The organism is Serratia sp. DFXYC6, assembly GCF_057196085.1.
Map to the genome: position 1 here is coordinate 412,593 of NZ_JBXUNV010000004.1, position 14,546 is coordinate 427,138.

At 57.0% G+C, this 14,546-nt stretch carries 14 protein-coding genes and 2 tRNA genes; 8 read left to right on the forward strand and 8 right to left on the reverse strand.

Annotated features, from left to right (window positions below):
• The first annotated feature begins 16 nt into the window (after nucleotides 1-16).
• From hpxX to hpxZ, 3 genes are read left to right on the forward strand one after another with little or no spacing between them, the layout of a single operon-like run.
• Nucleotides 17-208 (forward strand): oxalurate catabolism protein HpxX, encoded by a 192-nt coding sequence (gene hpxX / locus AC2CGQ_RS20980; RefSeq protein ID WP_033634115.1) that lies wholly within the window; start codon nucleotides 17-19, stop codon nucleotides 206-208.
• Nucleotides 205-1,599: an AtzE family amidohydrolase gene (locus AC2CGQ_RS20985; RefSeq protein ID WP_049277497.1), complete on the forward strand. Its 1,395-nt coding sequence runs from the start codon at nucleotides 205-207 to the stop codon at nucleotides 1,597-1,599. The genes hpxX and AC2CGQ_RS20985 overlap by 4 nt, the downstream gene beginning before the upstream one ends.
• 3 nt (nucleotides 1,600-1,602) lie before the next feature.
• Entirely contained in the window at nucleotides 1,603-1,992 is a 390-nt protein-coding gene (gene hpxZ, locus AC2CGQ_RS20990; RefSeq protein WP_033634117.1) for an oxalurate catabolism protein HpxZ, read from the forward strand.
• Between the two features lie 60 nt (nucleotides 1,993-2,052).
• On the opposite strand, the gene AC2CGQ_RS20995 is transcribed toward hpxZ, so the two are convergent.
• The gene (locus AC2CGQ_RS20995) at nucleotides 2,053-2,931 is read right to left on the reverse strand and encodes a siderophore-interacting protein (protein ID WP_004930199.1); all 879 of its coding nucleotides are present in this window, start codon (nucleotides 2,929-2,931) and stop codon (nucleotides 2,053-2,055) included.
• A 234-nt stretch (nucleotides 2,932-3,165) separates the two neighbouring features.
• Between AC2CGQ_RS20995 and AC2CGQ_RS21000 the strand changes: the two genes are divergently transcribed.
• On the forward strand, nucleotides 3,166-5,406 hold the full coding sequence (locus AC2CGQ_RS21000; RefSeq protein ID WP_049241342.1) for a TonB-dependent siderophore receptor: 2,241 nt from the start codon (nucleotides 3,166-3,168) through the stop codon (nucleotides 5,404-5,406).
• Nucleotides 5,407-5,511: 105 nt separating this feature from the next.
• On the opposite strand, the gene AC2CGQ_RS21005 is transcribed toward AC2CGQ_RS21000, so the two are convergent.
• Together AC2CGQ_RS21005 and dnaQ are read right to left on the reverse strand one after the other, a co-directional pair.
• Nucleotides 5,512-5,588, reverse strand: a tRNA-Asp gene (locus AC2CGQ_RS21005).
• A gap of 144 nt (nucleotides 5,589-5,732) precedes the next feature.
• The gene (gene dnaQ, locus AC2CGQ_RS21010) at nucleotides 5,733-6,476 is read right to left on the reverse strand and encodes a DNA polymerase III subunit epsilon (RefSeq protein WP_004930195.1); all 744 of its coding nucleotides are present in this window, start codon (nucleotides 6,474-6,476) and stop codon (nucleotides 5,733-5,735) included.
• Between the two features lie 72 nt (nucleotides 6,477-6,548).
• On the opposite strand from dnaQ, the gene rnhA reads away from it, so the two are divergent.
• Entirely contained in the window at nucleotides 6,549-7,016 is a 468-nt protein-coding gene (gene rnhA, locus AC2CGQ_RS21015) for a ribonuclease HI (protein WP_004930193.1), read from the forward strand.
• On the opposite strand, the gene AC2CGQ_RS21020 is transcribed toward rnhA, so the two are convergent.
• Nucleotides 7,013-7,732 (reverse strand): class I SAM-dependent methyltransferase, encoded by a 720-nt coding sequence (locus tag AC2CGQ_RS21020; protein ID WP_004930191.1) that lies wholly within the window; start codon nucleotides 7,730-7,732, stop codon nucleotides 7,013-7,015. The two genes, rnhA and AC2CGQ_RS21020, sit on opposite strands and share 4 nt — an antisense overlap.
• Nucleotides 7,733-7,776: 44 nt before the next feature.
• Here AC2CGQ_RS21020 and gloB point away from each other — a divergent pair, with 44 nt between their 5' ends.
• Both gloB and mltD read left to right on the forward strand, forming a co-directional pair.
• Nucleotides 7,777-8,532, forward strand: a complete 756-nt coding sequence (gloB, locus tag AC2CGQ_RS21025; protein WP_015376716.1) for a hydroxyacylglutathione hydrolase — start codon at nucleotides 7,777-7,779, stop codon at nucleotides 8,530-8,532.
• 71 nt (nucleotides 8,533-8,603) lie between these two features.
• Nucleotides 8,604-9,986 (forward strand): murein transglycosylase D, encoded by a 1,383-nt coding sequence (gene mltD / locus AC2CGQ_RS21030; RefSeq protein WP_004930188.1) that lies wholly within the window; start codon nucleotides 8,604-8,606, stop codon nucleotides 9,984-9,986.
• A 52-nt stretch (nucleotides 9,987-10,038) separates the two neighbouring features.
• On the opposite strand, the gene AC2CGQ_RS21035 is transcribed toward mltD, so the two are convergent.
• The gene (locus tag AC2CGQ_RS21035; protein WP_025160092.1) at nucleotides 10,039-10,833 is read right to left on the reverse strand and encodes an endonuclease/exonuclease/phosphatase family protein; all 795 of its coding nucleotides are present in this window, start codon (nucleotides 10,831-10,833) and stop codon (nucleotides 10,039-10,041) included.
• Nucleotides 10,834-11,074: 241 nt separating this feature from the next.
• Entirely contained in the window at nucleotides 11,075-12,250 is a 1,176-nt protein-coding gene (locus AC2CGQ_RS21040) for an MFS transporter (protein ID WP_156866566.1), read from the reverse strand.
• Nucleotides 12,251-12,355: 105 nt separating this feature from the next.
• Here AC2CGQ_RS21040 and yafC point away from each other — a divergent pair, with 105 nt between their 5' ends.
• Nucleotides 12,356-13,243, forward strand: coding sequence for a DNA-binding transcriptional regulator YafC (gene yafC / locus AC2CGQ_RS21045; RefSeq protein ID WP_048326822.1), 888 nt, complete (start codon nucleotides 12,356-12,358; stop codon nucleotides 13,241-13,243).
• 47 nt (nucleotides 13,244-13,290) lie between these two features.
• On the opposite strand, the gene dkgB is transcribed toward yafC, so the two are convergent.
• Both dkgB and AC2CGQ_RS21055 read right to left on the reverse strand, forming a co-directional pair.
• Nucleotides 13,291-14,094: a 2,5-didehydrogluconate reductase DkgB gene (dkgB, locus tag AC2CGQ_RS21050; RefSeq protein ID WP_033634122.1), complete on the reverse strand. Its 804-nt coding sequence runs from the start codon at nucleotides 14,092-14,094 to the stop codon at nucleotides 13,291-13,293.
• A gap of 214 nt (nucleotides 14,095-14,308) precedes the next feature.
• Nucleotides 14,309-14,385 (reverse strand) — tRNA-Asp (locus AC2CGQ_RS21055).
• Between the last annotated feature and the right edge of the window lie 161 nt (nucleotides 14,386-14,546).

Consider the following 14,546-nt stretch of genomic DNA (forward strand, 5'->3'; position numbering starts at 1 on the left):
TTTATCGGGATCGCTTATGAACAATCAACACGCCGCCGATTGGGCGGCCTATATCCACCAGATGGAAACCGTGCTGGCCGTTGAACTGGACGATGTCCGCCGCCGGGAACTGTTGAAACAGATCGAACGCATAGCCGCGCTGGCCGAACCGCTGATGGCCTTACCGCTGGATCCGCGCCAGGAAATCGCAGGGGTATATCGCCCATGAACCCCTTAAGCGCCCTGTCGCTCGCCGAGATCCGTACGGCCCTTGAACGCGGCGCGCTCTCGGCGCGCGAGATCGTCCGGCATACGCTCGATCACATCGACCGTCAGAATCCCGCGCTGAACGCCTTTACGCACATCACCCGGGAACGCATGCAAAAAGAAGCCGATCGCCTCGACCGTTCGCGCGCGCTTGGGCAAACGCTGCCCGCTTTGGCCGGCATTCCCTATGCGGTAAAAAACCTGTTCGACGTCGCCGGTGAAACCACGCTGGCCGGCGCCCGCTTGTTCAGCGAGCGGCCACCGGCCGGCCGCGACGCCTGGGGCGTCTCCCGGCTGGCGGATCAAGGCGCGTTGCTTTGCGGCATGTTGAACATGGACGCCTACGCCTACGGTTTCACCACCGAGAACAGCCATTACGGCGCCACCCGAAACCCGCATGACCTCGGACGCATCGCCGGCGGCTCTTCGGGCGGCTCGGCCGCAGCGGTGGCTGCCGGCCTGGTGACCTTTTCGCTCGGCAGCGACACCAATGGCTCAATACGCGTGCCCGCCTCGCTGTGCGGTATTTATGGTCTGAAACCGACCTTCGGCCGTCTTTCGCGCAGCGGCAGCCAGCCGTTTGTCGACAGCCTGGATCACATCGGCCCGTTCGCCCGCCGGGTGCACGATCTCGCGACGGTGTATGACGCGATGCAGGGCATCGACGCCGGAGATCCGTTCCAGAGCGATCGGCCGATTACCCGCACCGAAACGTTGCTGACGCAGGGCAGCCAGAACCTGCGCTGCGCCGTGTTAGGCGGCTATTTCCTGCAATGGTGCAATGATGACGCCAAAGCCGCAGTCAACCAGGTGGCGCAAGCGCTGGCAGCCAGCGCCGAAGTCGAGCTGCCGCAGGCCGAGTTGGCTCGATCGGCGGCCTTTATCCTCAGCGCCTCAGAGGGCGGCCATCGCTATCTGCCGCAGTTGCGCAGCCAACCCGAACGCTTCGAGCCACTGTCGCGAGAACGACTGCTGGCCGGCGCCATGCTCCCCGCCACCTGGTATTTGCAGGCACAGCGCTTTCGTCACGCGTTTCGCCGGCAAGCCGCGCCGCTGTTCAAGCACTGGGACATTTTGATCGCCCCGGCGACGCCATGCAGCGCCACGCCGATCGGCCAGGAAACGATGCGCATCAACGGCGTCGATCTGCCGATCCGCGCCAGTATGGGCCTGCTGACGCAGCCGATTTCCTTCCTTGGCCTGCCGGTCGTGACGGTTCCTTTGAAAAGCGCATCCGGTCTGCCGATCGGCCTGCAACTGATCGCCCCGCCGTGGCGCGAAGATTTGGCGCTGCGCGCCGCCTATGCGCTGGAATGCGCCGGCATCGCCACTTGCGTCTGCAAACAGGAGTAATCAATGAACAATGAACATATCGATCGGCCGGCGGTGCTGGCGGAGGTCAACGCCGCCTTTTACCGCTATGAGCAGGCGTTAATCAGCAATGACATCGATGTGCTGGACGAGTTGTTCTGGCACGACGCGCGCACGGTGCGCTATGGCGCCACCGAAAGCCTCTACGGTATCGACGAGATCCGCGATTTTCGTCAACGGCGCCCGGCCAACGGACTGGAGCGGCTGTTGGAAAACACCCAAATCACGACTTTTGGTGAAGATATGGCGGTGGCCAGCACGGAATTTCATCGGCCGGGCAGCAATCGCAGGGGGCGGCAAATGCAAACCTGGGTCAAACTGCCCTGTGGCTGGCGCATCGTAGCGGCGCACGTCAGCCTGCTCGACGCGCCTTAGCCTTCACAGGGCTCCAGGCGGTAGAACCCATGATGCAATCGCGCGGCGACAGCGGCCGACTCAGCACCAGTAGGCCATAAAGTTAACGGTAGCGCGGTCCAGATCGCGTTCGCCGATCAGATAACGGCGCAGGGTTTTCACCGCCGAAGACTCGGCCGCCACCCAGGCATAGAAAGCGTTGCCGCCCGCCGCCCGCTCCCACAACACCTCATCGCTCAGGCTGCTTTCCGCCAGAGACTGCGCTTGCGCGCACGCCGAAGCGGGAATATCCACCCGCTGGCGCACCGCTTCCACCAGCAACGTGCCGTGCGCCAACTGGCGGCCCACATCGCGCGGCAGCCAGTAAACCTCGGCGAACGGGAAGCGGGTCAAATCCAGGCAATCCCCCGCCTGCGGCACTTCGAAGAACGCCTGCACGCGCGGCGGATTGGTCTGCTGCGCCAATTGCTCCAGAATGCCCATCGCCGCCGGCACGGCCGTTTCATCGGCGATCAACAGCGCCTGCTGCAACTGCGCCGGCGGCGCCCATTCGTAGCCGCCGCTGTCGCCGTCGAAGTCAGCGTTGGGGGCGACGGTCTGGATGGCATCACCCGGCTCGGCGTGAGTCGCCCAGGCGGAGGCCGGGCCGTTCACGCCATGCAGCACGAACTCGACGTCCATCTGATTCTGCTCACGGCGCAGCGCACGCAGCGTATAAGTGCGCATCACCGGGCGTCGCTCTTTGGGGATCGCCATGTAATCGCCATACCAGTCCGGGCTATTGGCCAACTGCGGGATCTGGCCGTCCGCCGCCGGGAACAGCAGTTTGATGCGCTGATCCGGCGCTTCCAACTTCATCCGATGAATATCCGCACCTTCAAACACGCAGCGCACCAGCGAAGGTGAAATCAGCGTTTTGCTTTTCAAGGTGATATCAAAAATTCTGTAGCTGGCGGACATGTTCTCGATTCTCCGGCAACGGCTGTCGCTTGAACGTATGGCCGATCGGCTGCCGTGTTGACGGCGTGGGTTGCTCGATCGCGCAGTGGGTAAAATGTTAATAAAACTAATTAATTACGTTAATGTATCGCAAAAAATCATATCATGATTTTATTGATAACAAGAAACGTTATTGATAAAAGAATCATTCTCAAAAATAACGCAATAACAATATCACCTGGGAAATAAATAACGATGAAACGCAAACACCTTTGGGTTTTGAATCCTTGTCTGCTGGCGATGCTTGCGCCAACGGCTTGGGCAGAAGATCAGAAAGCCGGCGCCGAAGAGCAGATGGTGGTCTCCGCCAGCCGTTCACACCGCAGCACGGCGGAAATGGCGCAGACCACCTGGGTGATCGAAAGCCAGGAGATCGAACAGCAGGTTCAGGGCGGCAAAGAGATCAAGGACATGTTGGCGCAGCTGATCCCCGGCATGGACGTCAGCGGCCAGGGCCGCACCAACTATGGCATGAATATGCGCGGCCGCTCGATGATGGTGATGATTGACGGCGTGCGCCTGAATTCATCGCGCAGCGACAGCCGCCAGTTGGATTCGATCGATCCGTTCAATATCGATCATATCGAGGTGATTTCCGGCGCGACCTCGCTGTACGGCGGCGGCAGCACCGGCGGCCTGATCAATATCGTCACCAAAAAAGGACAACAGGAACAGCAGGTCGAGTTGCAGGTCGGCGGTAAAACCGGCTTTGGCGGCCATAACGATCACGACGAGAACGTGGCGGCGGCGGTCAGCGGCGGCAACGACAATGCCTCTGGGCGCCTGTCCGTTTCTTACCAGCGCTATGGCGGCTGGTATGACGGCAAAGGCAATGAGGTATTGATCGACAATACCCAAACCGGCCTGCAGTATTCCGATCGCCTCGACGTGATGGGCACCGGCACCCTCAACATCGACGATCATCAACAGCTGCAGCTGACCACCCAATACTACAAAAGCCAATCCGACGGCGATCACGGCCTGTTCCTGGGAGAGAACTTTGCGGCGGTGACCGGCAATGCCAAGGCATATAACAGCGGTAACTTAAACTCCGATCGCATCCCCGGCACCGAACGACATCTCATCAACCTGCAGTATTCCAACACTGATTTCCTCGGCCAGGATTTGGTGGCGCAGGTCTACTACCGCGACGAAACGTTGACCTTCTACCCGTTCCCGACGCTGGCGGGCAAAGCGCCGAACTATTACGTCAGCAGCATTGGCGCTTCGCAGCAAAAAACCGATTTCTACGGTGGCAAGCTGACGTTAAACAGCAAACCTGTCGACGCACTGACGCTGACTTACGGCATTGACGCCGAGCATGAAAGCTTCAACGCCAACCAGCAGTTCTTCAACCTGGCGAAGGCTCAGCAGTCGGGCGGCATGACGCTGGAGAACGCTTACAGCACCGGCCGCTACCCGAGCTATACCACCAGCAACCTGGCGTCGTTCCTGCAGGCCAGCTACGACATCAACCCGATCTTCACCCTGAGCGGCGGCGTGCGTTATCAGTACACCGAAAACAAGATTGATGACTTCGTCGGTTATAACCAGCAGCAGGCAATCGCCACCGGCGCCGCGACGTCCGCCGACGCTATACCGGGCGGGAAAACCGACTACAACAACGCGCTGTTCAATGCCGGCCTGCTGGCGCACCTGACCGAGCGCCAGCAAACCTGGTTCAACTTCTCTCAGGGCTTTGAGATCCCGGATCCGGGCAAATATTACGGTAACGGCACCTACGCGTTGAACGGCGGACATTACCAGTTGCTGAAGAGTGTCAACGTCGGCGACTCCAAGCTGGAAGGCATCAAGGTCAATGCCTACGAGCTGGGCTGGCGCTATACCGGCGATAACCTGCGCACGCAAATCGCCGCCTACTACTCGCTGTCCGACAAGAGCATCGCCATCAATAAAACCGACATGACCATTAACGTCAATGCGGATAAGCGGCGCATCTATGGACTGGAAGGGGCGGTGGACTACTTCTTTGAAGACAGCGACTGGAGCGCCGGCACCAACTTCAACGTTATCCGCTCCGAAACCAAGGTCAACGGCGAATGGAAGAAGCTGGTGGTCGATACCGCCAGCCCATCGAAAGTCACCGCTTATGTCGGCTGGGCGCCGGGCGACTGGAATCTGCGTTTACAGTCGCAGCAAACCTTCGACGTGTCGGACGATGGCGATTACACCAAGGCCAATTCCACCCAGGGCCGCAAAATCGATGGCTACAACACCCTCGATTTCCTCGGCAGCTATACCCTGCCGGTAGGGAAAATCAGCTTCAGCGTGGAAAACTTGCTGGACAAGGAATACACCACCGTTTGGGGCCAACGCGCGCCGATCCTGTACAGCCCGACCTACGGATCGCCTGAGCTGTACAGCTATAAAGGCCGCGGACGCACCTTCGGCTTGAACTATTCGGTGTTATTCTGAGAATAAGGGGCCGGTCTGCCGGCCCCGTTCATTGGGCCGCGCCGTTTTTCAGAGAACGGAAACGACGAAGCCCTGAGTTATCGCTAACTCAGGGCTTCTGAATAGTGGCGGAACGGACGGGGCTCGAACCCGCGACCCCCTGCGTGACAGGCAGGTATTCTAACCAACTGAACTACCGCTCCGCGCCATTCCCTCTTGCGGGGGAACGAGGCGCATATTACGGACGCCTCTCGGTTCCGTCAACGCCTTTTTCTCCGCAAATGAACCGTTTGCACAGTTTTTCAACGAAGATTCATCCGGTGAGGTTTTTTCACGCAAAAACGCCGTTATTCCGCCGGCGCTCCGCGCCACAGGCAGCTACCGCCCTTCTTCGCCACCAGATCCAGACGCGCCTCATGCGCCTTCACTTCTTCGTCGCTGGCGTAGACCACTTTCATCGCCGTCGCCGGGCGGACAATGCGCTGTATTTCTTGCGCGGCGTCATTTTGCTGGGTATCCCCCTCCATCTGGAACGCTATCGAGGTCTGACCGCCGGTCATCGCCAGATAAACTTCCGCCAGGATCTCGGCATCGAGCAATGCGCCGTGCAGCGTACGCTTGCTGTTGTCTATCTCATAACGGCTGCACAAGGCATCGAGGTTGTTGCGCTTGCCCGGGAACAGGCGACGCGCCATCAACAGGCTGTCGGTGATGGTGCAGAAGGTCTCGGTCTTCGGGATGCCCTGCTGCAACATGCGGAATTCGTGATCCATAAAGCCGATATCGAACGCCGCGTTATGGATCACCAGCTCGCCGCCGCGGATAAAGTCGAGGAATTCCTCGGCAACCTGATCGAAGGTCGGCTTGTCGGCCAGGAAGTCGTCGCTGATGCCGTGTACGCCGTAGGCTTCCGGATCCACCAGCCGATCCGGCTTGATGTATACGTGGAAGTTGCGCCCGGTCAGGCGGCGGTTAATCACCTCCACCGCACCGATTTCGATGATGCGGTGCCCTTCGTAGTGCACCCCAAGCTTGTTCATACCGGTGGTTTCGGTATCGAGGACAATCTGTCTGGTGGTTGTAGAGATCATATTGCAGTGCTCACAGCGCTCGTTTATGTCAGACTTGGCTTTTATAAAACTGATAGGAAGAGTCTACCAGAGATGCTCAAACAGGTAGAAATTTTCACCGACGGCTCCTGCCTTGGCAACCCCGGCCCCGGTGGCTACGGCGCGATACTGCGCTATAAACAGACGGAAAAAACCTTCAGCGAAGGATTCCGTCTGACCACCAATAACCGCATGGAAATGATGGCGGCGATCGTGGCGCTGGAAGCGCTGACCGTGCCCTGCGCCGTGACGCTCAGCACCGACAGCCAATACGTGCGCCAGGGCATCACCAGCTGGATCCATAACTGGAAGAAACGCGGTTGGAAAACCGCCGACAAAAAACCGGTCAAAAATGTCGATCTGTGGCAGCGGCTGGATCAGGCCATTCAGCGCCACGAGGTGAAATGGGAATGGGTCAAGGGCCACGCCGGCCATCCGGAGAACGAACGTTGTGACGTGCTGGCGCGCGAAGCGGCCGGTAAACCGACGCAGGAAGACGTCGGTTACCAACCGGAAGCCTAAGGCAGCTTGCGATAGCTCTTGGTCGCGCCCACCGCGCGGCTGAGAGACGGCTTTCTCGCCCCCAGTTTCATCGGCGTAGGCGTCAGCGGCAAGGTGCGCTTACGCGCCACAATCACGCTCATGCAGCCCAGCGCCGGCAAATGGGTGCATAAAAATTTGCCGCCCTTGCGGTGCCACGGCAGTACGTGAAAACGCGCCTGGTGCAACACCTCGTAATTCAGCAGGCTGAGCCAATCCAGCAGCCGCATCTGGGTAAACATGCGGCTGACATAGGGCTGGCGACGACGCAACCCGGGCGCCAGCTTGCCCAACCCCAGCAGGCTGAACGGATTGAAACTGCTGATGACCAACCAGCCGTCGTCGATCAACACCCTGTCCACCTCACGCAGCATGCGGTGCGGATCGTCCGCATAGGACAGCGTATGCGCCAACAGGCAGGCATCTACCGACTTGGCGGCAAACGGCAGTTGATAAGCGTCGGCGACCACCTGCAGCCCCTCCCCCTCCAGCCCTACGTTAACCTGATGGGAGATTGCGCATTTATCCGTGGCTAGCTCGGCGCTGAGCATGCCCATCTTCAACAGATGGAAACCGAACAGCTTGGGCCACCAGGGTTGCAACTGCCGCTCGAGCGCTTCACGATAATACTCCCCCCACGGCAGCTCAGCCCAGGACTGCGGGCCGGTGAGCTTTTGTAGAGTATGGGCTGGTTTCATGATTTATTATCTTCTTTCAAGCCGTTGCCAACGAGAGGTACACCATGAATCTTATCAGCATTCCCGCCTTCCAGGACAATTACATTTGGTTATTGGATGACCGACAGGGGCGCTGCATTATCGTCGATCCGGGTGAAGCGCAGCCGGTACTTGAAGCGTTGCAGCGCCTGCAGCTGGCGCCGGCGGCGATCCTGCTGACTCACCATCATCACGATCACGTCGGCGGCGTGGCGCAGATTGTCGCGCAGTACCCCGGCCTGGCCGTCTATGGGCCGCAGGAAACCGCGGACAAAGGCGCCAACCACATCGTCCATGACGGCGACACCTTTGATATCGATGGCCGCCAATACAGGACTATCGCCGTTCCCGGCCATACGCTGGGCCATGTGGCATTCTATAGTGCCCCTTATCTGTTCTGCGGCGACACCATTTTCTCCGCCGGCTGCGGCAGGCTGTTTGAAGGCACCGCCAAACAAATGTACGACTCATTTCAACAACTCGCGCAACTTCCCGATAACACCTTAATTTGCTGCGCGCATGAATATACTCTTTCAAATCTTAAGTTTGCGCGGGCTATTTTGCCGGAAGATCGAGAGATTGAAACATATCAACAACATGTTGAAGCGTTAAGGGCAAAAGGCCAAGCCAGCGTGCCGACTACATTGCAATTAGAGCGCAAAATTAACCTGTTTTTACGTTGCCATGATACTGATTTACAAAAGAAATTAGGCTTTAATTCACCACCGAAAAGCCTTCATTCAGTTTTTTCCGAATTACGCCTGCGGAAAGATAACTTCTAAGCTTTTAGTTGTGTTATTTGGCGAAGCAAAGTATTATTGCTCGTCTTTTAAGCAACTACATTGACACACACATGAAGGCTAAAGCGATATTTCTCGCCTCAGTCTTGCTAGTGGGTTGCCAGTCGTCCAGGCAGGACGCACCGGCGCCAGAACAGCATGCACAGAGTTTGTCTTCGGCTGGTCAAGATGGTGAAGCAGGAGAGTACACAGCAAATGGCCGAGCGAGCTCGGCGCGGTGGTTGGATAACAACAGTCCCGCCGCGCAACAGGACCTGTGGAACTTCATTAGCGACGAGCTGAAGATGGAGGTTCCGGAAAATTCCCGGATCCGTGATCAGAAAAGAAAGTACTTAAAAAGTAAGAGCTATCTCCACGATGTAACATTACGGGCAGAGCCGTACATGTACTGGATAGTCGGGCAGATTAAGAAACGTAATATGCCGATGGAACTGGTACTGCTACCCATAGTGGAGAGCGCTTTTGACCCACACGCCACGTCAAGTGCCAACGCCGCAGGGCTATGGCAAATCGTGCCGCAAACGGGTCGCAATTATGGTTTGAAAAACAATCAGTGGTATGACGGCCGACGCGATGTCGTCGCCTCGACAACCGCTGCGCTTAACATGATGCAGCGCTTGAACCGCATGTTTAACGGCGACTGGTTACTGACCGTAGCCGCCTATAACAGTGGTGAAGGCCGCGTGATGCAAGCGGTGAAGGCAAACAAACGCCAGGGTAAGCCAACCAATTTCTGGGCATTGTCGCTTCCGCGTGAAACGTCAATCTATGTCCCGAAAATGCTGGCGCTGAGCGACATCATCAAGAACAGCAAGAAGTACGGCGTGAAACTCCCGAAAACGGATGAAACCCGTGCGCTGGCGCGTATCGATGTCGGACAGCAGATCCAGCTGACTCAGGCGGCTGAGATGGCTGGGCTTTCAGTCACCAAGATGAAAGCGTATAACCCAGGCTACAAAAAAGGCGTTACGGCACCCAACGGGCCCCATTACATCATGGTTCCCAAAGGACATGCCGAGCAACTGAAAGACTCGCTGGCCGATGGCCAGATCGCCGTGACTCAGCCAACGACGCAGTTGGCGAAGAACAGCGGTTTGACCGGTGGCAGTTCGTATAAAGTGCGCTCCGGCGACACCTTATCGGGCATTGCCAAACGGCTGAACGTTAAGACCAGCGATTTGCAGAGTTGGAACAACTTACGCGCCAAGAGCGCCATAAAAGTTGGGCAAACCCTGCAAGTGGCCAGCAATACTGGCAGTAACAGCAGTATCACCTACCAGGTTCGTAAAGGTGATTCGCTCGCCAGTATCGCACGTCGTCACGGCGTCGATATTAACGACGTGATGCGTTGGAATTCAACGCTCGCCAAAGGCAACCTGCAGCCAGGTCTGAAGCTGACCCTGTTTGTCGGCAACAAGTTAACGCCGGATACTTAAATGTTCGGCACAAAAAAAGCACCCTTCGGGGTGCTTTTTTATTAGCTGCGATTCACCATACCGGTGAGTCTTTCTCCGGATGAAACTCCACCAACAGCGGGTTGTGATCCGACGCGCTGGTCACCAGCACCGACGCCTCCACCACCCCCAGATTGCGGTAAAATACGAAATCCAGTGGACGCCCGAAGGCCTTGCGGCGATGGTCGTCGGTGAAACTCACCTCGCGCAGCGCCATCTCTCCGGCAAAGTCATACAGCGCATTGATGCGCTTGCGGCTCCAGGCGTTGAAATCCCCCGCCATAATCACCGGCCCCCGGTGACTGGCGATCTGTTCGCCTATCGGCCCCAACTGCTTGCTGTAGACGTCGACGCCCAGGCTAAAGTTCACCGCATGGATGTTCACCACCATCAACAGCTCGCCGTTGTACAGCGGATAAACGGTGATCAGGGCCGACTTGGACAGCCGCAGCAGCGGCTCTCGCTCGCGCAGCGGGCAACAGTAAACAGGATGAGCGGCCGCCAGCGTCATCACGCCGGAAGGGTGCTGCGGTAGCACAAAGGCCGGCACCTGATCGGCCGCCAGATAGTTGGCGGTAGCGTAGCTCACCAACTCTGGCGTGGTTTGCGCCTCTTGCAACAGCACCAGTTGCGCGTCTTTGCCATGGTTTTTCAGCACCGAAAGCCAGTCGGCTCGCTGCTGTTTGAAAATATTCCACACCATAACGCGCAAGGCGCCGGTCGTCGGCAGCGCCGCCCCTGGCGGCAACGGCTGGTTAACGGCGCCAGGAAAGATTCGCTCAACTGGCTGACCTGCAACATACCTCATTGCATAAGTTCGTTTCGGCACGCGATTCGCCTATTACCCATTAACATGAAAACTGGCGATGAACACTCGCCAACGATGAATTGATTATACGCCTACCCTGCATAGAGGGCATGGCTTTTGCGGGCATCACCTTTTCAGTTATAGGGGCCGCCTGCAGCGATTTCAATCTTCTGACGGTATAGCTGTGTAAAGGTGAGGGGTAATAGGTGAAAAATGCGAAAAGGCCCGCAAAACGCGGGCCAGGCAGCAAGGGTTTTACGAATTAAGCCGTTTGCAGCTGAGACTTTTTATCCAGGCGGCCACTGAGGCTAACCAGCAACAATGCAACCACCACGATCAGCGCGCCAATCCAGGGGGTCTGCGCCAGCCCCAGTGAGGCAACAGTCTGGCCGCCTATCACCGAGCCGAGCGCAATGCCGATGTTGAACGCCGCGATGTTGAGACCGGACGCCACATCCACCGCATTTGGCGTGTATTGCGCGGCTTTTTGTACCACATAGACCTGCAGCCCCGGCACGTTGCCGAAAGCGAACACGCCCATCGCAATCACCGTCAGCAAAGCGGCGATACTGTGGCTGGCGGTAAACTGAAACACCAGTAACAAAACGGCCAACGCGGCAAAGATAAAGCTCAACGCACGCACCGCCCCATGGCGATCGGCCAGCTTGCCCCCCCAGATGTTACCCACCGCCACCGCGACGCCATAAGCCAACAGTATCCAGCTCACGGTCGGAGCAGAGAAGCCCGCCAGTTCCTGCATCATCGGCGCAAGGAAGGTAAAAGTCGTGAAGACTCCGCCGTATCCCAATGCGGTAATTGCGTAAATCAGCAGCAGACGAGGATGGGTCAGTACTTTCATCTGTTCCCGCACGCCGGCGCTGCCCTGGTTCTTGATATTGTTCGGCACCAGAATAATGCTGGCCACCGTAGCGACCGCGCCAATCAGAGAAACGGCCAGGAAGGTCTCACGCCAGCCAAACTGCTGGCCGATGAACGTCCCCAGCGGTACGCCGGTCACCAGCGCCACCGTCAGGCCACCAAACATGATGGCGATGGCGGAGGCCGCCTTCTCTTTCGCCACCAGGCTAGTGGCGATAGTGGAACCGATAGAGAAGAACACGCCGTGCGCCAGGCCGGTCAACAACCGAGCCACTACCAGCGATTCATAACTGGGTGACTGCCAGGCTAGCAGGTTGCCGAGAGTGAACAGCACCATCAGGCCAACCAGCAGCAGTTTGCGCGGTATACGGCTGGTCAGGGCCGTCAGCACCGGCGCGCCAATGGCTACGCCGAGGGCATAGATAGTCACCAGCAACCCAGCGGACGGTACAGTCACTCCCAACTGCTCCGCGATAGTCGGAATCAACCCGACAATCACGAACTCGGTCGTGCCGATAGCAAAAGCGCTGATGGTTAAGGCAAGTAATGCGAGTGGCATTTTTTACTCCGAAATAGCATTCAAGTTGATGACGGCTATTATCGGCCTATGCTTAAATGATAAAAATGCTCAAAATTTCAAATTAACTTTGCCATTGGAGCAAAAATGAAAGCAAACTCAGACGAGCTGATCACCTTTGTCACCGTCGTGGAAAGCGGCAGTTTCAGTCGGGCGGCTGAACGCCTGGAACAAGCGAATTCCGTGGTTAGCCGAACGGTGAAAAAACTGGAAAGCAAACTGGGCGTTACGCTGCTCAACCGCACCACGCGCCAAATCAGCCTGACTCAGGAAGGAGAGAATTACTTTCGCCAGGTGCAGAAGGTACTGAACGATATGGCCGCGGCAGAAAATGCGCTGATGGAAAGCCGTCAACGCCCGCAAGGCCTGCTGCGCGTCGACGCGGCAACGCCGGTGGTGCTGCACATGCTGACGCCTTTAGTGGCGGAGTTCCGCGAACGTTATCCTGAAATGTCGTTATCGCTGGTGTCTTCGGAAAACTTTATCAATTTGATCGAGCGAAAAGTGGATATTGCGATCCGCGTAGGCGAACTGACCGATTCCACGCTGAAAGCGCGCAAACTGATGACCAGCTACCGGCATGTGCTCGCCTCCCCCGCCTATCTGGCGCAGCACGGCACGCCGCTAACGGTAGAAGATCTTGCACATCACTGCTGCATCGGCTTCAACGACCTGCCCAGTTTGAACCGCTGGCCACTGGCTTGTTCAGATGGCAGCCAGTTGGAAATCGCTCCCGGCTTGACCACTAATAGTGGAGAAACCCAGCGCCATCTCTGTCTGCATGGCAACGGTATCGCCTGCCTGTCGGACTTTATGAGCGACGAAGATATCAAACGTGGAGATTTGGTTCCGATTCTGGTGGAAGCGACACTGCCGGTCGCCATGCCGATCAACGCGGTTTATTACAGCGACAGCGCCGTTAGCAACCGTCTGCGCAGCTTTATTGATTTTGTGAGTGAATACCTGAAACGATAAAAAAGGCGCCCTGATGGACGCCTTATGCTAACCACTGCGAGGAAAGATTAATCCCAGTTTGGCGCCAGGCCTTCCGGGCTAACCAGACGGCCGTTGCACTCCAGTGCGGCGATCTGCGCCATATCTTCGTCGGTCAGCATCAGTTGCTGTGCCAACAGGTTGCTCGCCAGGTTTTCACGTTTGGTCGAGGAAGGAATAACTGCATAACCCAGCTTCAATGCCCAAGCCAGGACAACCTGTGCAGGAGTTGCATTGTGACGAGCGGCGATGCTTTTAATCGTTTCATCCTGCAGCGCTTTGCCATAGGCCAACGTCATGTAAGAGGTGATGGCGATGCCGTGCTGCTGCGCGAATTCTACCACCTTGCGGTTCTGCAAGAACGGTGACAGCTCGATTTGGTTGGTGGCGATTTCATCGGCGCCAATCGCGTCAATCGCTTGCTGCATCAAGTCGATAGTGAAGTTAGATACGCCAATTTGGCGAGTCAGCCCCAGCTTTTTCGCTTCCAGCAACTCAGCCATAAATTCGGCAACTGGCACTTCGTCGTTGGGTGACGGCCAGTGGATCAGCGTCAGATCAACGTAGGAGGTTTGCAGTTTTTTCAAGCTTTCTTGCAGGCTTGGGATCAGTGTGCCTTTCGCCAGATTCGCGATCCAAATCTTGGTGGTGATGAACAGGTCTTCACGTTTCACGCCGCTGGCAGCGATAGCTTGGCCAACAGCCGCTTCATTTTCATAGATCTGCGCGGTGTCGATAGTGCGATAGCCCAGCTCAAGTGCAGTGCTGACAGAATCGATAACAACCTGATCCTGAAGGCGGAAAGTACCTAAACCAAATGCAGGGATGCTCATAATGTTTTCTCTCATTAACAGGTAGATGTGGTATGAGGAAGATTATGGCAACTTTTTTATTGATCAAAAACGCCTGGTTCGGCATAAGACTTTTGATCTAAAGGCAATAATATGGAGAAAGGCGAGGCGGTAAAGAGGAACAATTCCAGTCTGAAAAGCGCAAAATGCAGATATGAAAAAGCCCTGAGTCGAAACTCAGGGCTTATCAATTAAGTGGCGGAACGGACGGGGCTCGAACCCGCGACCCCCTGCGTGACAGGCAGGTATTCTAACCAACTGAACTACCGCTCCACCGATTCTTTTACGTTGTATCTTTCGATACCGGCAATATCGCGCTCTGCGACTTGCGCATTACCAGTCGTCACACTGATAACGTTTATTTGATGCCTGGCAGTGTCCTACTCTCGCATGGGGAGACCCCACACTACCATCGGCGCTACGGCGTTTCACTT